Annotated in this window: 15 protein-coding genes; 10 read left to right on the top strand and 5 right to left on the bottom strand. The window is 69.5% G+C overall.

What is annotated here, in order from left to right; all coding sequences use genetic code 11:
- Positions 1-16: 16 nt before the first annotated feature.
- A complete protein-coding gene (locus tag ACVTJA_RS29930) occupies positions 17-1,537 on the bottom strand; it encodes an Hsp70 family protein (RefSeq protein ID WP_465824829.1) in 1,521 nt (506 codons plus the stop codon).
- 289 nt (positions 1,538-1,826) lie between these two features.
- Between ACVTJA_RS29930 and ACVTJA_RS29925 the strand changes: the two genes are divergently transcribed.
- The 6 genes from ACVTJA_RS29925 (at position 1,827) to ACVTJA_RS29900 (ending at position 10,362) form a co-directional block, all read left to right on the top strand.
- Complete coding sequence (locus ACVTJA_RS29925; protein ID WP_465824827.1) at positions 1,827-4,073, top strand: PrkA family serine protein kinase; 2,247 nt, start codon at positions 1,827-1,829, stop codon at positions 4,071-4,073.
- A gap of 139 nt (positions 4,074-4,212) precedes the next feature.
- The gene (locus ACVTJA_RS29920; protein ID WP_465824826.1) at positions 4,213-5,088 is read left to right on the top strand and encodes a S1 family peptidase; all 876 of its coding nucleotides are present in this window, start codon (positions 4,213-4,215) and stop codon (positions 5,086-5,088) included.
- 140 nt (positions 5,089-5,228) lie between these two features.
- Complete coding sequence (locus ACVTJA_RS29915; protein WP_465824825.1) at positions 5,229-5,681, top strand: deoxycytidylate deaminase; 453 nt, start codon at positions 5,229-5,231, stop codon at positions 5,679-5,681.
- 295 nt (positions 5,682-5,976) lie between these two features.
- Positions 5,977-6,594 (top strand): histidine kinase dimerization/phospho-acceptor domain-containing protein, encoded by a 618-nt coding sequence (locus ACVTJA_RS29910; protein WP_465824824.1) that lies wholly within the window; start codon positions 5,977-5,979, stop codon positions 6,592-6,594.
- 76 nt (positions 6,595-6,670) lie between these two features.
- Positions 6,671-8,119, top strand: a complete 1,449-nt coding sequence (nla6, locus tag ACVTJA_RS29905) for an enhancer binding protein Nla6 (protein WP_465824823.1) — start codon at positions 6,671-6,673, stop codon at positions 8,117-8,119.
- A gap of 275 nt (positions 8,120-8,394) precedes the next feature.
- A complete protein-coding gene (locus ACVTJA_RS29900) occupies positions 8,395-10,362 on the top strand; it encodes an ArsA family ATPase (protein ID WP_465824821.1) in 1,968 nt (655 codons plus the stop codon).
- 207 nt (positions 10,363-10,569) lie between these two features.
- Here the strand turns inward: ACVTJA_RS29900 and ACVTJA_RS29895 are convergent, their stop codons facing one another.
- Complete coding sequence (locus ACVTJA_RS29895) at positions 10,570-11,256, bottom strand: tetratricopeptide repeat protein (RefSeq protein WP_465824820.1); 687 nt, start codon at positions 11,254-11,256, stop codon at positions 10,570-10,572.
- Between the two features lie 93 nt (positions 11,257-11,349).
- On the opposite strand from ACVTJA_RS29895, the gene ACVTJA_RS29890 reads away from it, so the two are divergent.
- The 3 genes from ACVTJA_RS29890 to cmk are packed head-to-tail and all read left to right on the top strand — an operon-like array spanning position 11,350 to position 14,120.
- Positions 11,350-12,318 (top strand): acetyl-CoA carboxylase carboxyltransferase subunit alpha, encoded by a 969-nt coding sequence (locus ACVTJA_RS29890; protein WP_465824818.1) that lies wholly within the window; start codon positions 11,350-11,352, stop codon positions 12,316-12,318.
- A 21-nt stretch (positions 12,319-12,339) separates the two neighbouring features.
- Positions 12,340-13,431 carry a histidinol-phosphate transaminase gene (gene hisC / locus ACVTJA_RS29885; protein WP_465824817.1) on the top strand — a complete coding sequence of 364 codons (1,092 nt, stop codon included), beginning with the start codon at positions 12,340-12,342 and terminating at the stop codon, positions 13,429-13,431.
- Positions 13,428-14,120, top strand: coding sequence for a (d)CMP kinase (gene cmk, locus ACVTJA_RS29880; protein ID WP_465824815.1), 693 nt, complete (start codon positions 13,428-13,430; stop codon positions 14,118-14,120). Before hisC ends, cmk begins: the two co-directional genes overlap by 4 nt.
- Before the next feature lie 33 nt (positions 14,121-14,153).
- Here the strand turns inward: cmk and ACVTJA_RS29875 are convergent, their stop codons facing one another.
- On the bottom strand, positions 14,154-16,292 hold the full coding sequence (locus tag ACVTJA_RS29875) for a lytic transglycosylase domain-containing protein (protein ID WP_465824813.1): 2,139 nt from the start codon (positions 16,290-16,292) through the stop codon (positions 14,154-14,156).
- Positions 16,293-16,642: 350 nt separating this feature from the next.
- Here ACVTJA_RS29875 and ACVTJA_RS29870 point away from each other — a divergent pair, with 350 nt between their 5' ends.
- Positions 16,643-16,876: a hypothetical protein gene (locus ACVTJA_RS29870; protein WP_465824812.1), complete on the top strand. Its 234-nt coding sequence runs from the start codon at positions 16,643-16,645 to the stop codon at positions 16,874-16,876.
- A 90-nt stretch (positions 16,877-16,966) separates the two neighbouring features.
- Here the strand turns inward: ACVTJA_RS29870 and ACVTJA_RS29865 are convergent, their stop codons facing one another.
- A complete protein-coding gene (locus tag ACVTJA_RS29865) occupies positions 16,967-18,490 on the bottom strand; it encodes a CAP domain-containing protein (RefSeq protein WP_465824810.1) in 1,524 nt (507 codons plus the stop codon).
- Positions 18,487-18,786 (bottom strand): DciA family protein, encoded by a 300-nt coding sequence (locus ACVTJA_RS29860; RefSeq protein WP_465824808.1) that lies wholly within the window; start codon positions 18,784-18,786, stop codon positions 18,487-18,489. The genes ACVTJA_RS29865 and ACVTJA_RS29860 overlap by 4 nt, the downstream gene beginning before the upstream one ends.
- Between the last annotated feature and the right edge of the window lie 130 nt (positions 18,787-18,916).

The raw sequence follows: 18,916 nt of genomic DNA, 5'->3' as shown, positions 1-18,916 counted from the left end.
TCCGCCCCTCGCGTGTTCAGCTCTGCGTCACGCGCACCGTGGTCTTCATCTCCCGGCCCGTGGCCGGGTCCCTGGCGCGCATGGTGAGGATGCCTTCCACGTTCACGTCGAAGGTGATTTCCACCTGCACTCCGCCGGCGCGGGCCTGTTGGATGCCGGAGAAGGTGAACTCGCCGAGCAAATCATTGCGCGCCACCATCTCGTGGTCGCCCTGGAAGATGCGCATGGCCAGCTCGGTCTGGTTGTCCATGCTGGTGGTGGCGAGCAGCTGCTTCGCGTTGGGAATGGGCGCGTTGCGCGGGAAGACGACGTGGAACGCGCCGCCCGCCTTCTCCAGGCCGATGGCCATGGGAATCACGTCCAGCAGCTGGATGCGCAGGTTGGTGTCGTCCTGCAGCGAGTGCGCGTAGAGCGCCGCGCCGATGGCGACGGCCTCGTCCGGGTGCACGCCCTTGCTGGGCGGCTTGCCGAAGAACTTCGTGAGCCGGTCCTGGACGACGGGCATGCGCGTCTGCCCGCCCACCAGCATCACCTCGTCGACGTCCTTGGTGGACAACCCCGAGTCCACCAGCACGCGTGCCACCATCTGCAGCGTGCGGTCCACGAGCTGGTTGGTGAGCTGCTCCAGCATCTTCCGGGTGAACTTCATCTCGATGTTCAGGGGCTGGCCCTGCGACGTCATCGTGATGAAGGGGATGTTGAAGGGCACCTCCTCGCGCGCGGAGAGGTCAATCTTCGTGCGCTCGGCGAGGTCCTTGATGCGCTGCATGGCCACCGGGTCCGTGGCCAGGTCGATGCCCGTCTTCGCCGCGAAGTCCTTGAGGACGTGGTGGATGATGGCGTTGTCGAAGTCGATGCCGCCCAGGAAGACGTCGCCGCCGGTGGCCTTCACCTCGAAGACGCGGTCGCGAATCTCGATGATGGACACGTCGAACGTGCCGCCGCCGAGGTCGTAGATGACGACCTTCTCCTTGAGCCCCTTGCCCACGCCGTACGCGAGCGCCGCGGCGGTGGGCTCGTTGATGATGCGCACCACCTCCAGGTCGATGAGCTTGCCCGCGTCCTTCACCGACTGGCGCTGCCGGTCGTTGAAGTAGGCGGGCACCGTCACCACCGCCCGCTTGATGGGCATCTTCAGGTAGTTGGAGGCGACCTCGCGGATCTTCGCGAGAATCTTCGCGCTGATCTCCTGGAGCGTGAACTCCTTCTTGCCCACGTCCAGGGAGACGTCGTTCTTCTTGCCGGGGCGCAGGTTGTACGCCACGACCTTCTTCATCGTCTCGACGACGTCGCTGTTGAAGGGCCGGCCCACCAGGCGCTTCGCGCCGTAGACGGTGTTGCGCGGGTTGAGCTGCCACTGGCGCTTGGCCTCGTAGCCGATGAGCTCGTTCCCCTTGTCGTCAATGGCGAAGATGGAGGGGATGGTGTACTCGCCCCCCTTGTAGGGGATGAGCTTCACGTTCCCACTGTCCTCGACAATGGCCGCGCACGAGTTCGTCGTGCCGAGGTCGATGCCGATGATGGGCTCCTTGTGCATCGTGCTTGGACTCCGGGTGGGGGGCGCCGCGGGGTTGGAGGTCTGGACGGTATCTCACCGCGAACACATGCGCGAGTATGTGCGCGAGTATGCTTGCACGCAGGCTCCCTGCTCCCCCGGGTGGGAGGCAGGGCCACTCGCCGGGCTGGACCGCGCGGACCCGAACAGACACCGTGGCGGGGGCTGGACATCCGCACGGCTGGCGGAAAAGTTCGGAAGCATGATGGGGCCGTGCGGCCGTCCGGCGCCATGGCTAGATCGAACTGACCCGTACCGAGGAGAGACACCCGTGGACGCGAAGGGCTATCTGCAGGAAGTGGGCGCGCAGGTGAACGCCGACTTCGTCAAGAACCGGTCGATCCTGTCCTTCGAGGAATACCTCTCCCTCTTCTTCAACGACCCGAAGGGCCAGGCGCGCAACGCCGCCCAGTACCTCCGGGACGTGATGGACCACTTCGGCACGGAGACGGTGCCGCACCCCACCGGCACCATCCGCCGCTTCAAGGTGTTCGACGCCCCCTCGGGCGACCGGGACGGCAGGGTGGCCGGCCAGGAGGAGGTGCAGAACTCCATCTACCGGCTGCTCGGCAACTTCGTGCGCGCCGGCCACATCAACAAGCTCATCCTCCTGCATGGCCCCAACGGCAGCGCCAAGTCCACGCTGGTCAATGCCCTCAAGGAGGGCATGGAGGCGTACTCCCGGCTGCCGCAGGGCGCGCTCTACCGCATCGCCTGGGTCTTCCCCTCGGAGAAGCTCATCAAGGGCTCCATCGGCTTCGGCGAGCGGGACAGCGCGCAAGGGGAGGTGGCGAGCTACGCGCACCTGGAGTCGGAGGCCATCGACCTGCGCATGCCCTGCGAGCTGAGGGACCACCCGCTCTTCGTCGTGCCGCCGGGCGAGCGTCGCAAGCTGCTGGAGACCGCCCTCAAGAAGAAGGGGCTGGGCAACGGTGACGGGGAGACGGGCGACTTCATCCTCTCCGACTACCTGCGCGAGGGCGAGCTGTGCTCCAAGTGCCGGAGCATCTACACCGCGCTGCTCAACTCGTACGGCGGGGACTGGCTGAAGGTGATGCGCCACGTCCAGGTGGAGCGCTTCTACGTCTCGCGCCGCTACCAGGTGGGCACGGTGACGGTGGAGCCGCAGATGAGCGTGGACGCCATGGTCCAGCAGATCACCGCGGACCGCACCCAGCTCAACGTGCCCGCTCCCCTGCACAGCACGGTGCTCTACGAGCCGCACGGGCCGCTCATCCACGCCAACCGCGGCCTCATCGAGTACGCGGACCTGCTCAAGCGGCCGCTGGAGGCCTTCAAGTACCTGCTCGGCTTCAGCGAGACGGGCGAGGTGCCGCTGGAGCCCTTCGTCCTCCAGCTGGACGAGGTGCTCATCGCCTCCGCCAACGAGAAGCACCTGGGGGCCTTCAAGGAGCTGCCGGACTTCGCGTCCTTCAAGGGGCGCATCGAGCTGGTCCGCGTGCCCTACCTGCGCCGCTACAAGACGGAGCTGCAGATCTACGACGCGCAGATCACCGCGACCACCGTGGGCAAGCACGTGGCCCCTCACGCCACCGAAGTCGCCGCCATGTGGGCCGTGCTCACGCGCCTGAAGAAGCCCATCCCGGACCGCTACCCCAACGACGTGAAGGAGCTCATCGACCACGTCTCGCCGGTGGAGAAGCTGCACCTCTACGAGGAGGGCGCGCCGCCGGACCGGCTGAGCCTGGCCAACACCAAGGAGCTCAGGAAGCTGCGCGAGGACCTCTTCACCGAGTCGGACGCGTACCCCAACTACGAGGGCCGCTCGGGCGCCAGCGCGCGTGAAATCAAGACGGCGCTGTTCAACGCCGCGCAGAACCCGGACTACAAGTGCCTCAACGCGCTGGCCGTGCTGGAGGAACTGCAGGCCATCTGCAAGGACAAGAGCGTCTACGAGTTCCTCCTCCAGGAGGTAGTGGACGGCTACCACGACCACGAGGCCTTCGTGCGCGTGGCCGAGGCCGAGTACCTGGACCGCGTGGACACCGAGGTCCGTGAGTCCATGGGCCTCGTCTCGGAAGGGCAGTACCGCGAGCTGGTGGAGCGCTACATCCAGAGCGTCAGCCACTGGGTGCGCGGCGAGAAGATGCGCAACCGCATCACCGGCGAGATGGAGAAGCCGGACGAGAACCGCATGGCGGAGGTGGAGGCCATCGTCATGCCGAAGGGCGAGCAGGCCGCCGACTTCCGCCGCGGCCTCATCTCCGCCATCGGCGCGCACCGGCTGGACAACCCGGACCTGGAGATGGACTACCCGCGCATCTTCCCGGACATGTTCCGGCGCCTGCGAGACCACTACTTCGAGGAGCGCAAGCGGGTGCTCCGCAAGAACAAGGAGAACGTCCTCAAGTACCTCTCCGAGGACCGCAACCAGCTCACCCCGCGCGAGCAGGCGCAGGTGCAGAGCACGCTCAAGACGATGTCCGAGCGCTATGGCTACTGCGAGAGCTGCGCGAAGGACGCCATCCTGTTCCTGATGAAGAAGCGCTACGGGTGAAGCACCCCCGCGCATGAGCGGGCAGGCGGACGGGGCCACGCCGGACGCCTGCTTCCAATGCTGGCGGGAGCCCGGGATGATTCGGGCTGCAAGTGAGTTGTACCCATTGCAGCGCAGCCGTCCCCCAGCCGGAGAGTCGATGAGCCGCTTCTTCCCGGGCGTCCCCGCCCTGCTCGCCCTCGTGTCTTGCGCCAGTGCTCCCTCGCAGCAGTCCGCCAGCGCTCCCGTAGCCGAGGCGGCTCCTGTCGTGGAGCACGTCGTGAAGGCCGAGATGCCGCGCCCCTCTCGCAAGCAGCAGGTGCGGCGCATCCTCCCGCACAACGTACGGCTACAAATCACGGAGGAGGGCAGGGCGCGCAGCACGGCGTCGGGCGTGGTGGTGGGCTCGGAGCGTGATGCGCGGGGCGGGGTGGTGGCGTGGGTCGTCACCAACGCGCACGCGGTGGAGATGGATCACCTGAAGACCCCCGTGCTGCGTGTGCTCGTGGACCGCCAGGGCGACGTGCTCGAGCACACCGGCGAGGTGATGGCGAAGGGCCAGGTGCCGGAGCTGGACCTCGCGCTGGTCCGCGTGCCGGGCCTGGAGCTGCCCGCGGCGGAGCTGGCGGACGACGCGGAGCTGGAATTGGGCGAGGACGTGGTGGTGGCGGCGTCTCCCTTCGGCCGCGCGCTGTCGCTGTCCGGAGGCATGCTGTCCCAGGTGGAGTGGGACCGGGAGACGAAGCGCCCGAGCATGGTGAAGACGGACGCGCCCATCGGCTACGGCGCCTCGGGCGGCGGCATCTTCAGCCTGGAGACGGGGCGGCTGCTGGCCATCGTCGAGGGCTACCGCACCGCGAAGGTGGACTTCGCCGTGCAGGAGCAGAGCTACAGCTTCGACGTGCCCATGCCCGGTGAGACGTTCGCCGCACCCAGCGCGAAGGTGCGCCAGTTCCTCCAGTCCAAGGGCTTCGCGCGGCTGCTGAAGCACGCGGCCCCCACCGAGGGCGGCGTGGCGCAGGCCGCCGGACGTTAGGGCCGGCACCCGCACGCGGCCCGTGACGAATGCGGCGCGGGCCGCCGGTCGTTGGCCGGCACACGCGGGCTGATCCGCGCGGCGGGCGGAGAACTGGACGCGTATATGGGCCGGGTTACATCCCGGCCTGGAGGTAGCGCATGTCCGGACGCGTTTCGTGGGATCAGTACTTCATGGACATCGCGAAGCAGGTGGCCACGCGGGCCACGTGTGATCGCAAGCACGTGGGCGCGGTCATCGTGCGCGGCAGGACGATTCTGTCCACGGGCTACAACGGCTCCATCCGCGGCCTGCCGCACTGCGATGACGTGGGCCACATGATGGAGAACGGCCACTGCGTGGCCACCGTCCACGCCGAGGCCAACGCCATCATCCAGGCGGCCACCAACGGCGTCGGCATCGAGGGCGGCACCATCTACACGACGGCGAGCCCCTGCTGGCCGTGCTTCAAGCTGATCGCCAACGCGGGCCTCGTCCGCATCGTCTACGGCGAGTTCTACAGGGACCCCCGCATCTTCGAGTTCGCCGCCCGGCTGAACCTCGAGCTCGTCGGCCTGGGTGAGGGCGCGCGCCCCCCGCCGACGACGGCGTGATTCACACCTCCGTTCGATGCCTGACACCGGAAGCCCCGCGCTGATCGCGTGGGGCCCGGAATCGTCGGCTGACGGACACTCGGGAGCCCATCCAAGTGGGCGTCCTGCCACGGGAATTTGCCGGTTCCGGCAAGAATTACCGACCCAGGGTTGACGTTCCGGAAGGGGCTCCCTAACTCTTGGCACCGGTAAGGGCGGCGGGCAGGAAGGGCGGCAAAATCCCGAGGAGTTTCCGTTGGTTAGCTCGACGGCTGTGTCCAGTTCTGCACCCTCTGTCCAGGAGCCGGCGGACCCCATGGTGGGCGCGGTCCGCTACGGCGCCGTACCGACGCTGATGGACAGCCTGATGCATGACGTGCGCAACCCGCTGAACGCGCTCGCCATCCACCTGGAGGTGCTCTCCGAGAAGCTGAAGGCGGAGACGGGCCAGGTGCCTCCGTCGCAGGAGAAGAACCTCAAGGCCATGCGTGATCAGATCCAGCGCGTGGACGGCATCCTGAAGTTGTTCTCCGAGTTCGTGGTCCACCGCGGCGCGACGCCGGGCGAGGCGGACCTGTCCGAGGCCACCACGCGCGCGCTGGGCGTGCTGGGGCACGAGGGCCGCAAGCGCCGGGTGCAGGTGCAGTCCGCGGTGGAGGCCGGGGTGCGGGTGCGGCTGCCGGACACGTCCGAGCTGGGCTTCTTCCTCGTGCAGTCCCTTCTGCGCGCCTTCCGCCGCGCGGAAGGGGGCGGGGCGGTGAAGGTGCTGGTGCGGGCGGACGGGGCTTGCGCGGTGCTGGAGGTGGAGGACTCGGGCATCGCGCCCGAGCTGTCGCCTGAGATTGTGGCCGCCCTGGAGCTGCGCTGCGTGCAGTTGGGCGTGGAGCCGCAGATCCGCGCCGGCCACTGCCGGCTGGTGTTCCCCCGCGCATGAGCTTCGCCCGCGCGACCGCGGGCCTCTTCGGATTCAGACAACTTCGCGTCACGACGCAGTACGGGAGGTCTTCATCTTGGGTAGCGCACGAATCCTGGCCGTGGATGACGAACGCGACACGTGCGAGGCGCTGGCGGAGATGCTCAGTGCCTGGGGGCACAAGGTCGAGATCGCCTTCGACGGGCATGACGCCCTCCGCAAGGCGGGCGAGTTCCGGCCGGACGTCGTCCTGTCGGACCTGGCCATGCCGGAGACGGATGGCCTGTGGCTGCTGCGCAACCTGAAGGAAGAGCTGCCGGACTGCCCGGTGGTGTTCCTCACGGGCCGCGGCACCATCGACGCCGCCGTGGAGGCCATCCGCGAGGGCGCCTACGACTTCATCGTCAAGCCGCTCGACACCGCGCGGCTCAAGGTCTGCATCGACCGCGCGCTCGAGAAGAAGGAGACGATGCGCGAGGTGCAGACGCTGCGCCGGCGACTGAAGCAGCTCGGCTCGTCGGACCTCATCGCCCAGTCCGCGAACATGCGGAAGGTGATTGAGCTGGTGGAGAAGGTGGCCCCGTCCAAGGCCAGCGTGTCCATCAGCGGCGAGTCCGGCACGGGCAAGGAGGTGGTGGCCCGCGCGGTGCACAACCTGTCCCTGCGCCGCGACAAGCCCTTCATCGCCATCAACTGCGCGTCCATTCCCCACACGCTCATCGAGTCCGAGCTCTTCGGCCACGAGCGCGGCGCCTTCACCGGCGCGGATCAGCGCCGCCCCGGCGTGTTCGAGATGGCCCACGGCGGCACGCTCTTCCTGGACGAATTGGGCGAGATTCCCCTGGAGCTGCAGGCCAAGCTGCTCCGCGTCCTGGAGGAGGGGAAGCTGCGGCGGCTGGGCGGCAAGGTGGAGATTGAAGTCGACGTGCGCGTGCTGTGCGCCACCAACCGCGACCTCAAGCAGGAGATCAAGGCGGGCCGCTTCCGCGAGGACCTCTACTTCCGCCTCAACGTGTTCCAGATCCACCTGCCGCCCCTGCGCGAGCGGCGCGAGGACGTGCCCATCCTCGTCCAGCACTTCGTGGACAAGTACCGCGGGGACTCGGCCAAGCGCGTCAGCGGCGTGCACCCCGAGGCGATGGAGGTCCTGAAGAACTACGACTGGCCGGGCAACATCCGCGAATTGCGCAACGCGGTGGAGCGCGCGGTGATCCTCTGCGACGGCGAGCTGATCACCCGCGAGCACCTGCCGCCGGACATGGCCGGCAAGGCCCCGGAGCGCCACACCTTCCGGCTGCCCTTCGGCCTCAGCCTGGACGCGGTGGAGCGCGAGTACATCCTCGGCAGCCTCCAGCGCAACGGGAACAACAAGGCCCGCACGGCCGAGGTGCTCGGGGTGAGCGAGAAGACGCTGTACAACAAACTCAACCGCTACGCGGCCGAGGCCCGGGCACAGCAGACCCCGGGTGGCGGCCACGGCGGCGGACCTTTGGGCGGGCAGGGCAGTGAGGGGCCGCTGGGCGCCAACAGCCTGGTCGTCCGCTGACCTGACGGGTAGGAATTCCCCTCCGGATTCCGCAAGCTTGGCGGGGCTCGGAGGGGGCTCGAAAGGTGAGCCCGAAGAGGGCCCTTCCAGCCTCGAAACCCCGCGTCAATTCTTGACTTTTGACCTCTGGACGGGGGATTCTGCGGTAATCTCCCACCCACAGGGAGGGCCCGGCCGCACGAGTCGACGCACCGGGCCACTCCGACGCCTTCTTCTGGGCCGTCAAGAGTGTGCATCAGGTGCCGCCGGGGGGGCACAAGGAAGGCCACAACCCAATGAGCGACGCGCGAGTTCTTCACTTCTTCGGCGGCAAGGGCGGGGCAGGCAAGACCACGCTCGCGGCAGCATACGCGTTGAGGTTGTCGGAAGATGCGCCGAAGGAACGGGTGCTGCTCGTCTCTCTGGACCCGGTGCGCTCCCTGTCGGACCTGGTGAAGAAGAAGCTCACGGCGAAGCCGACGAAGCTGGTTCCGGGCAAGGGCGAGGGCGGCGTCTACGCCATGGAAGTGGAGCCGGCCACGCTGATGAAGCCCTTCCTCGCGGAGTACCTGCCCGCGCTGCAGAAGGCCGCGGCCAAGGGCACGCACATCTCCGACGAGGACATGGGCAAGCTGTACCAGCAGGCCGTGCCGGGCCTGGAGGAGCTGGTGGCGCTCTTCCACGTCGTGGACCTGCTGGAGGGCAAGGAGAAGGAGTTCGACCGGATCATCGTCGACGCCTCGCCCACGAGCCACACGCTGCGGCTGTTCGATCTGCCGGTGGGCCTGCGCAAGTTCCTGGGCTTCGTGAAGGCGGGCGGTGACAAGCCGGCCCCCACGGGCAAGGGCAAGAAGGCCGCGGAGCCCGCGGCGCCGGGCTTCCTGGAGCAGGTGGGTCAGAAGGCGGAGAAGCTGCTGGCGCTGCTGAAGGACCCCGCGCGCACGGCCTTCCACCTCGTGGCGCTGGCGGAGCCGGTGCCCGAGGCGCAGACGCGCATGCTCTTCACGCAGCTGCGCGAGCGCGGCATCCCGGTGACGGAGATCATCGTCAACCAGGTGGAGGACCGGGAGGGCTGTCCGGCGTGTCAGGGCCGCCGGGGCCTGCAGGCCCCGCACGTTCGCAAGTTCCAGGCGCTGGACAAGGCCGTACCCGTGCACCTGCTGGGCCGCCGTGAGCTGGCCCCGCGCGGGCTGGACGGGCTGGCGCTGTTCGCCAAGGCGTGGGCCGGCGGCAAGGAGACGAAGGCGCTGGAGTTCGCCGCCGCCGAAGGACCTCCGGCCCTGGTGCGCGCGCCGTCCATGCCGCCCATCGCCGCGCCGCCGCTGCCTCCCACGCGGCTGATCTTCTTCGTGGGCCAGGGTGGGGTGGGCAAGAGCTCCTGCGCCGCCGCGGCCGCGGTGACGCTGACGGAGAAGGAGGGGCCGGTGCTCCTCATCTCCACGGATCCGTCGCACTCGCTGTCGGACGTGCTGCAGAGCCGGCTGACGGACACCGAGACGCAGGTGAAGGGCACCAAGGGCCTGTACGCGCGCGAGCTGGACATCGCCGGCTGGTTCAACGCCCTGCGCAAGCGCCTGAAGGAGAAGGCGGAGAAGGCCTTCGAGGGCGCGCCCAAGGCGGGCAGCGAGGTGCCGGCGGATCTGCTCTACCTGCGCAACCTGCTGGACTGCGCGCCCCCGGGCATCGACGAGCTGGCGGCGCTGTCCTGCCTCACCGACGCGCTGGTGCAGGAGCGCTTCAAGCGCATCGTCGTGGACTCCTCGCCGGTGGTGACGTCGGTGCGCGTGGTGGAGCTGGCGGAGACGGCCAGGACGTGGCTGGGCGCGCTGCACACCGTGCTGAGCAAGCACCGCGCGAAGGGCCTCGGCGACCTGGCGGACGACATCGCCGGGATGATCAAGCACGTGAAGCGCTTCGAGGAGGCGCTGGCCTCTCCGAGCGAGGCGCGCTTCGTCGTCGTCACGCGCGGCGAGGAGCTGGCCGCGGCCCGCACCGAGCGGCTGGTGGAGTACCTCAAGGAGAAGAAGCTCCCGGTGGAGCGCGTGCTCGTCAACCGCGTGGGCCCCAAGTCCACCTGCGAGAAGTGCGAGAACCGCCGCAAGCTGGAGCTCAACGCGGCCAAGGCAATCGAGAAGAAGATTGGCCTGCCCGTCACCATGGCGCCGGCCCTGGGCCGTCACCCGGCGGGCCTGCGCGAGCTGAAGGCGTTCCGCACCGCGTGGTACGCGCTGTCTCCGCCCGCGGCGAAGATCAAGGCGGCCTGAGGGCCGCTGCCTGGGAAAAGAGGGGGCCCGCCGCCCGCGTGCCTCCAGCCCCGGTACTTCCCCGAAAAGTCTCTGCCGCCCCGCCCCCGGCGCGCACATTGACCACTTGCGTCGTGGGCGCCAAGGGCTGGCTGCCTGCCCGTCGTGTAAGCGTGCGGGCCCCATCACCCCGAGTGGTGGGCCTTCGTCACTGGCCCGCGAGGTGTCTCAGGCATCGCACTCCGACGGTGAGTCGGTGAACGTGCCCAGCTCGGGGAAGGTGAGGGCGCCGGTGTTGGTCAGCATCCCCACCAGGGCGGCCCGCCCCTTCAGCCGCAATTCCACCTGGCGGCCCTTCACCCCGTAGGTGCCGGATACCTCCCGGAGCCGGGGCGTGCCGCTGTCACCCACCTCCTTCGTCCAGAGGGAGACCTTGCCGCCGGACTTGAAGCGCAGCCCCTGGGTGGAGCCGTAGACGCCCACGCCGGGGCCGAACCAGGAGACGGCGGGCAGCAGGGCTGGCACGTCCGCCTCGCGCTCCGGGGTGCGGCCCAGCAGGCGCTGCCAGCCGAGCGTGTCGCGGATGGAGTCGAAGTCCCGGTCCACCTTCGCTCGGGCCAGCCGGCGCGCGTCCAGCTTCACCGCCTGGGTGAGGTGCTCGACGATGACGTCCCGGTGGGCGCTGTACTCGCACACCTTCCCCTGCTTGCGCAGCAGTCCCAGCGTGGCGGCGACGTTGTAGCGGGCGAGCGCATAGTCCGGGGCCTGCCGTGCGGCCTCCTGGAACTTCTCCAGGGCCTCCGGATAGCGGCCGGCCTGGTACAGGCGGAAGCCCTCGGTGTTCAGCGCCCTCGCGGCGGGGGCGGGTGGGGTGGCCGTCAGAGTCAAGGCGAGGAGCAAAGACGTGAAGAGCATGTCGTCCGTCGGATGGCAGGGCCCGCCCTTTCGGCGGGGTGCGTAACCTCTTGCGCGTTGAAAGCCTCCCAACCCTGGTGCTAGTCCCGCGACATGGCAACCAGTACCAGCTATGCGCTCGACTTCGAGCGTCCCCTCATCGAGCTGGAGAAGAAGATCGAGGAGCTCAAGGGCCTCTCCACGAGCGGCTCCGTGGACTTCTCCTCGGAGATTTCCAAGCTCGAGAAGAAGGCGAAGAAGCTCCAGTCGGAGATCTTCAGTGACTTGTCTCGGTGGCAGGTGGTGCAGATGTCCCGCCACCCGAACCGGCCCTACTTCCTCGACTACGTCCAGCACCTCTTCACGGACTTCGTGGAGCTGTGCGGAGACCGCTCCTTCGGTGAGGACCCCTCGATTGTCGGCGGCTTCGCGCGCTTCGACGGCAAGCCCGTGTTGGTGATGGGGCACCAGAAGGGCCGCAACACCAAGGAGAACATGGCGCGCAACTTCGGCATGCCGCGCCCGGAGGGCTACCGCAAGGCGCGCCGGCTCATGGAACTGGCCGAGCGCTTCGAGAAGCCCATCCTCACCTTCGTGGACACGCCGGGCGCGTACCCGGGCATCGGCGCGGAGGAGCGCGGGCAGGCGGAGGCCATCGCCGTCAACCTGGAGGTGATGAGCCGGCTCAAGGTGCCCATCATCTCCACCGTGGTGGGCGAGGGCGGCTCCGGCGGCGCGCTGGCCATCGGCGTGGGCAACCGCGTGCTGATGCTGCAGAACAGCGTGTACTCGGTCATCTCCCCCGAGGGCTGCGCCTCCATCCTCTTCCGTGACTCCACCAAGGCGGCCAAGGCGGCGGACGCGATGAAGCTCACCGCCAAGGACCTGCTGGAGATGAAGATTGTCGACGAGGTGGTGCAGGAGCCGCCCGGCGGCGCGCACCGCGACGCGGCGAAGATGGCGGAGGCCCTGGGCAAGGTCCTCCGCAAGCACCTGAGCCAGCTCGCCGAGCTGTCGCCCGATGAACTGGTGAAGGACCGGTACGCGAAGTTCCGCGCGCTGGGCGTGTTCTCCGGGCGCTGAACGCATTACCTCTGGCCCAGCATGCGACCTCTCGTTCCACCCTACGTTGAGACTCTCAAGCCCTACGTCCCGGGCAAACCGATTGAAGAGACCGAGCGCGAGTACGGCCTGAAGGGCGTCATCAAGCTCGCCTCGAACGAGAACCCGCTGGGGCCCTCGCCCCGTGCCGTGGAGGCCATGCGGACGGCCTCCACCGCGACGCACCTCTACCCGGACGCCACGTCCTTCCACCTCGTGCGCAGGCTGGCCGCGCACGTGGGCGTGCGCCCGGAGGAAGTGGTGCTGGGCAGCGGCTCGAACGAGCTCATCGAGCTGCTCATCCGCACCTTCACCACGGCGGAGGACGAAATCCTCCTCTGCAAGGGCTCGTTCTCCGCGTACCGCATCTCCGCGCAGGCACACGGGCGCCCGTTCGTCGAGGTGCCCATGAAGGCGGGCTACCAGTACGACCTGGAGGCCATGGCGAAGGCGGTGACGCCGCGCACGCGGATGGTGTTCCTGGCCAACCCGGACAACCCCACGGGCACGGCCTTCTCTCGCGCCGCGCTGGAGCAGTTCCTCGCCGCCGTCCCCGCCGAGGTGCTGGTGGTGCACGACGAGGCCTACTTCGAGTTCGTCGACTGGCCCGAGTACGCGAGCGCCGTGGAGCTGTTCCGCAAGTACCCCAACCTCGTGGCGCTGCGGACGTTCAGCAAGATTCACGGGCTGGCGGGCGTGCGGCTGGGCTACGGCATCATGGACGCGAAGCTCGCGGGCTACGTGCACCGCACGCGGATGCCGTTCAACCTGACGGTGGTGGCGCAGGCGGCGGGCATGGCCGCGCTGGAGGACACCGAGCACGTGCGGCGCACGCGCGAGAACAACCGCCAGGGCCTGCGCTACTTCGCGGAGGAGCTGCCGAAGCTGGGCGCGACGCTCACGCAGAGCCACGCCAACTTCGTGTTCTCGGACTTCCACCGTCCGGCCCCGGAGCTCTACGAGCTGCTGTTGCGCAAGGGCGTCATCGTCCGGCCCTTCGCGAACCAGGGCTTCCCCACCTGCCTGCGCATCTCCGTGGGGACTCCCAAGGAAAACGAGCGCTGCGTGGTGGCACTGAAGGAGATTCTGTCGTGAGCCCGCGTCCCTTCATCGTCGCCATCGACGGCCCGGCCGGCGCGGGCAAGTCGTCCGTGTCCAAGCTGCTCGCGCGGAGGATGGGCTTCGCGCTGGTGGACACCGGCGCCATCTACCGCTGCGTGGCGCTGATGGCGACGCGCGAGGGGATTGCGCTCGACGATGACACGGCCCTGGAAGCACTGCTGGGCCGCGTGCGCATCCACTTCCAGGTGGTGGGCGAGGAGAACCGCGTGTTCCTGGCCGGGCAGGACGTGTCCTCGGACATCCGCACGCCCGAAATCTCCATGGCCGCCTCCCGCGTGTCCGGCCGTCCGGTGGTGCGCGCGGGGCTGTTGAACCTCCAGCGGCGGCTCGCGCTGGAGGCGGGGAAGGGCGCCATCCTGGAGGGGCGCGACATCGGCACGGTGGTGTTCCCCGACGCGGACGCCAAGTTCTTCCTGGAGGCCAACCCCGAGGTGCGCGCGCGGCGCCGCTTCGAGGAGCTGTTCCAGAAGGGCGTGGAGAGCACGCTGGAAGAGGTGCTCGCGGACCAGATGAAGCGCGACAAGGACGACTCCGCGCGCGCGGTGGCTCCGCTCAAGGCCGCGGAGGATGCCCTCAAGGTGGACTCCAGCAGCCTCCCGCTCTCCGAGGTGGTGCACTCGCTGGAGGCCGAAATCCTCCGCCGCATGGGCGCGCGGAAGTAGTCCGCGCGCGCCCGCGCACGTCCGGGTGTCACGTCAGAAGGTGACGCCCTCCACCGACGGCTCCGGCACCTTCAGCGACAGGCGCAGGCCCTTGCCATTCGCGTCGTAGAACGCGTGGTAGAGGAACAGGTCCGCCACCACCTGCTTCACGTAGCCGCGCGTCTCCTTGAACGGAATTGTCTCCACGAAGAGGTCCAGGGGCAACGAGCCGCGCTCCTGCGCCCACTTCACCGCGGCGTTGGGGCCGGCGTTGTAGGCCGCCGCCGCGAGCACCGGGTGCCCGAAGCGCTGCATCAGCCGCGCGAGGTACCAGGCGCCGTAGCGGATGTTTCGCTCGGGGGAGAAGAGGTCCGCGGGCGCGGGGGCCGGCTCGGAGAGGTGCTCGGCGATGGCCGTGGCGGTGGGCGGGATGATCTGCATCAGCCCGCGCGCGTCCGCCGCGCTCATGACCTCCGGGCGGAAGGCGCTCTCGCGCCGCATGATGGCCCAGACGAGGAACGGGTCCACCTTCGCCTGCGCCGCGGCCTGCTCCACCGCGTTGGAGAAGGCGCGCGGGTAGAAGGCCGCCAGCGCGTCCGGCTCACGCGAGCCGAAGGCGCGGCCCCAGAGGTAGCGCGCCGCCACCGCGTGCGCCTGGCCGTACTCGCCCAGCTTGAGGAGCGCGTGCGCGAAGGGCAACGCCTGGTCCGCCGTGCGCAGCCGGCCCGCGTGCTCCTCTACCTCGTCCGCCGCGTCGCGGAAGAGGCCCGTGCGCGTCAGCTCCATGGCCAGCTCCAGCTCCGGCGGGCGCGGCAGCTCCAGTTGCTTCGGCGGCTGCGGGAAGAGGACGGGCGGGGTGCGCCCCAGCTCCTTCAGTCTCTCCACGGCCATCAGCGCGTAGAAGGACGCGGGCGCGGAGGCGATGAGCGTCTCATACGCGGGGCCCACCACGTCCACCTTCGCGCCCTCCAGCTCGCGGCTGCGCGCGGACCAGTAGCGCGCCTGCGGCACCATGCTGCTGCGCGGGAAGGCATCCACCAGCGCGTCCAGCGTCTGCCGCGCCTTCGCGTACTCCTCCATGCGCAGGTGCGCGAGCGCGCGGAACCACAGCCCCTCGTCGCGGCGGCGCGAGCGCGGGTAGCGCGTGTCGAACCCCGTGAGCGCCTTCACCGCGTCCGCGAAGCGGCCGGCCTGCAAGTCCAGCCAGCCCGCGAAGAAGGCGCCCTCGTCGCCCGCGGCCTGCGAGGGGTACTTCGCGTCCAGCGCCGCCATCAGCGCGCGGGCCTTCGCGTTGTCGTCGGTGCGCAGCGCGCGTCGAGCCACCACCAGCGCGGCCTCGGAAGCCACGTCCGGCGGGCCCTTCTCCGCCACCGCGAGCGCCTTCTCCGCGTCTTCCGTCCGCTTCAGCCCGAAGTAACCCTGCGCGCGCAGCAGGGCCACCTTCGCCTGCTGCGGCTTCGCCAGCTTCGCGCCCTTCTCCAGCGCGTTCAGCTCATCCAGCGCCCGCTGCGGCTGGCCCGCGTCGAGGAAGCCGTCCGCGCGGCGGGTGCGCTCGGCGAAGCCCAGCTTCGCGGCGGGCTTCTTTCCCTCGGTGAGCCACTTCACCGCCTCATCCGCGTACGGGTGGGCGGGGAAGCGCAGCGCCACCGCGAGCAGGTCCGCCACCTGGCCCGCGCGGTTGCCCGAGGCACCACGGGAGATGCCACGCTGATACAAAAGTTCCGGAGTAGGCGTTGCCTTCGCGGCGCCCTCCAGCACCGCGGCCGCCTCCTTCGCCTTGCCGGACTTCAGCAGCGCCTCGCCCAGCCGCGCGCGCGCCCGGGCCGCGAGCTGCGCCGGAGGCCGGGCCTCCAGCACGCGCGCGAAGTCCGCGGCGGCGCCCACGGCATCACCCGAATAGAAGCGCGCCTGGCCCAGGTAGAAGGCGTGGTACGGCGTGAGGGACTCCGGAGGCGAGTGAGCGGACAGGAGGTCTCTCGCCTCGGCCGCCTGCCCGTCGGAGAGGGCGAGCGTGCCCGCAAGCAGCGCGAGCCGCCCCGCGTCCGGACACTTCTTCGCGACACAGGCCGCCAGCTCGTCCTTCGCCAGGGCGCCCGCGTCGGATTTGTGCAGCCGCACCGCCTCCAGCGTCGCTGGCGACTGCCCCAGGGCCACCCCCGCAACCAGCCCCGCCACCAGCCCGGTCCAACTCATGTGGTCTTCCTTTCCTGACGCGGCTTTGCGGCCTGCCAACGGGATGCGCGCGCCGATCATTCCCCTTGCATTCTCACGGGGGTGGTTTGACAGAACGAGCGACAAGTCCTAGATCCCCGCGGCGTCGGGCAGGGCCGGACTGTTCGTCACCCGTCAACATTCGCCGAAAGAGTCCAGGCGATTACGTGCACTTGGGTAGGAGAAGTCGACCCGTTGCGTCACCAGGAGTGAATCACTACTTTGCGCGGCCGTTACGCGCCACTCCGGTTGGCTCACCCAGTTGGTGGGCACGTTGTCCGGTAGCACAAGCTCGTTCTCAGCGCTCGGGGGGGAAACAGAGGGAGGGCTCCATGAAGCCGTGTCCAGCCGATCTGCCGCAAACCATCAACCCCGAGGCCGGGCCGAAGCGTGCCGGCGTCGAGACGCATCGCAACCTCAACTGCCACCACTACGACAACTGTCTGGACGAGGCCGTCCGGCGGGGTTGGCAGTCGTTCACGTGCATGAAGTGCCCGATGTCCCAGCACGTGGCGCCGCCCCAGATGGGGCTCGAGGCCTACGCCACGCAGCGCCGTCCTGTCTGAAGCGAGAATGCTCCACGTCCCGGGGTCGCCCCTGCTCGGTAGAGAGGGGCGTCACGCCCGAGGTTCGCCACACGGCCCGCGCTGAAGCACTCAGCGGACCGAGGCGTAGATGACGGCCACCCAGTAGCGCCGGCTGCCAAAGCGGCGCGAGTCACCGCGCACGACGCCGATGCCCACCCGATTGTTGGTGGCGTCCGCGAGGCTGCGTGACTCCGGCAGCGCGGACGGGTCCGTCAGCACGAAGAAGTCCACCGCCGCCGTGCCCGCGTCCGGCAACGCCTGGAACACGCGCTCGTGCAGGGGCGGACCGGCGTCCTCCGACGGCTGGTCCAGCGCCAGCGCGCGCTTCGCGTGGGACTGCGCGAGGGCCTCCAGCGCGGGGCTGCGCTCCAGCGGAGGCAGCTTGTGCGCCGTGCGCCAGCGGGCGAGCGTGTCGTAGACGTCCTGCCGCGGGTCCTCCGGCGCCGCCTCCGAGGTGGGAGAAGCGGCCGTGTAGACCTCGGTAAGGATGGCTTCATCCCTCCCGCCCACCTTCCGGAAGGCGACGCCCAGGCCCATGAAGCGGAAGGCGGGGTCCAGCAGGTTGCGGCGGTGGCCGGGGCTGTGCTCGATGCCGAAGTGCGCGGCCAGCGGCCCGTCCGCGGCGCCCAGGTTCTCCCCGGAGCGTACGCTGCGCAGGGAGGCCGGCAGGCGCTGCGTGAGCGAGGAGCCGTCCGGTGCCACGTGGGCGAAGAAGTCCTCGGTGGCCATGCGGTCGCTGTAGGCCTGCGCCACGCGCTCCAGCACCGGCTCCGGCGTCAGCTCGGGCACGTTGTGCGCACGGCGCAGCGAGTTGATGCGCGCGTAGACGGCCTCGCGGGCCTCGTCCAGCGTGGTGGGCTCGGCGTCCTCCGTGCGTGCGTCGCGCTGGCGGGGCAGGCCGAGCTGGACGAGGAAGAGGGCCGCCACCTCCGGGCCGCTATTGGCCGTGCCCACCACCTCCACCGTGTAGCTGCCGGGCGTGGGGAACTGGAGGCGGACGCAGAAGCTTCCATTCGCGCCCTTGCGGCTGAGGGGCACGAGGTCCACGTCGCCGTCCGGGCGGGTGACGTAGACGTCCGGCTCGCGCAGGGGTGACACGAGGGTGCCGCAGAGGGTGCTCGCGGCGCGCTCTCCGCCGGCGAGGTTGCGCGGGAAGGGCAGCAGCTCCGCCTTCCGGTCCGCCAGCAACAGCACGAGCGCGGTGCGCTGGCCCTGCTGCGCCACGCCCAGGCCGAAGTGCGAGGCGCGCTCCATGTTGAAGTCCGTGCGCGCGAGGAAGGTGTCGAGCCCGTTGCGCGGCGTCCACGCGCGGATGACGAGCGTGCGCGGCGTGGGGTCCGCGCCGCCCGCGTCGCTGATGGCCTCGGTGAGGGTGTAGTGGTCCGGCGCGCCCGTCGTGAATCGGGTGAGCGCCTCCAGTGCGAGCCGCCGCGCCGCGGTGCCCAGCATCGGGTCCTGCACCGGCGCGCGCCGGCCCACGCGCTCGAACTCTCGCACCACGTGTCGTGTGGCCTCGGCCTCCATGTCTCCGACGGACGGAGGTGGAGGCGGGGCCGCGGCCAGGAAGGCGCCGAGCGCGAGCAGCACAATCATCGCAGCTCCAGCCGGAAGGAGAGCGTCTTCACCGTGTTGTCCCCGAGCCGCGCGTTGAGCCGCTCGCACAGCGAGGCGGCCTCGTCCTCCAGGCTGCGGAGCCACTCCGGGCCGGCCACATCCACCACCAGCGTGCTGCCCTGAAGGGAATGCGGGGTGGTGTAGCGGGCGAGGTGGGGGCCCACCACCGCCGCCCACACGGGGGCCAGCGTCTGGCCACGGCCGGATTCCTCCGCGAGGCGGGCGAGGACACGGGGAAGAAGGCTCTCGATGGACTTGGGCTCGCTGCGCGCCATTCGCGGGCGATTCTGATTGCCGGCCACCCGAAAGCCAACCCTCGTGGCATGCGTCCGGCGCGGTGGGCGGGCGGGCGGACACCGCGGCTGTCGGAAGGGCGGCGGTCGATGTCGGGGACGGTCGCACGGC

The organism is Pyxidicoccus sp. M6, assembly GCF_055568925.1.
The sequence above is the reverse complement of the archived record's forward strand: the minus strand, read 5'-3'. Positions and strand labels throughout refer to the sequence as shown.

Excerpts from the sequence above, each read along its gene's own strand:
- ACVTJA_RS29930 (WP_465824829.1), bottom strand. The coding sequence starts at position 1,537 with ATGCACAAGGAGCCCATCATCGGCATCGACCTCGGCACGACGAACTCG.
- ACVTJA_RS29920 (WP_465824826.1), top strand. The coding sequence starts at position 4,213 with ATGAGCCGCTTCTTCCCGGGCGTCCCCGCCCTGCTCGCCCTCGTGTCT.
- ACVTJA_RS29915 (WP_465824825.1), top strand. The coding sequence starts at position 5,229 with ATGTCCGGACGCGTTTCGTGGGATCAGTACTTCATGGACATCGCGAAG.
- ACVTJA_RS29910 (WP_465824824.1), top strand. The coding sequence starts at position 5,977 with ATGGTGGGCGCGGTCCGCTACGGCGCCGTACCGACGCTGATGGACAGC.
- ACVTJA_RS29900 (WP_465824821.1), top strand. The coding sequence starts at position 8,395 with ATGAGCGACGCGCGAGTTCTTCACTTCTTCGGCGGCAAGGGCGGGGCA.
- ACVTJA_RS29895 (WP_465824820.1), bottom strand. The coding sequence starts at position 11,256 with ATGCTCTTCACGTCTTTGCTCCTCGCCTTGACTCTGACGGCCACCCCA.
- ACVTJA_RS29890 (WP_465824818.1), top strand. The coding sequence starts at position 11,350 with ATGGCAACCAGTACCAGCTATGCGCTCGACTTCGAGCGTCCCCTCATC.
- hisC (WP_465824817.1), top strand. The coding sequence starts at position 12,340 with ATGCGACCTCTCGTTCCACCCTACGTTGAGACTCTCAAGCCCTACGTC.
- ACVTJA_RS29875 (WP_465824813.1), bottom strand. The coding sequence starts at position 16,292 with ATGAGTTGGACCGGGCTGGTGGCGGGGCTGGTTGCGGGGGTGGCCCTG.
- ACVTJA_RS29870 (WP_465824812.1), top strand. The coding sequence starts at position 16,643 with ATGAAGCCGTGTCCAGCCGATCTGCCGCAAACCATCAACCCCGAGGCC.
- ACVTJA_RS29865 (WP_465824810.1), bottom strand. The coding sequence starts at position 18,490 with ATGATTGTGCTGCTCGCGCTCGGCGCCTTCCTGGCCGCGGCCCCGCCT.
- ACVTJA_RS29860 (WP_465824808.1), bottom strand. The coding sequence starts at position 18,786 with ATGGCGCGCAGCGAGCCCAAGTCCATCGAGAGCCTTCTTCCCCGTGTC.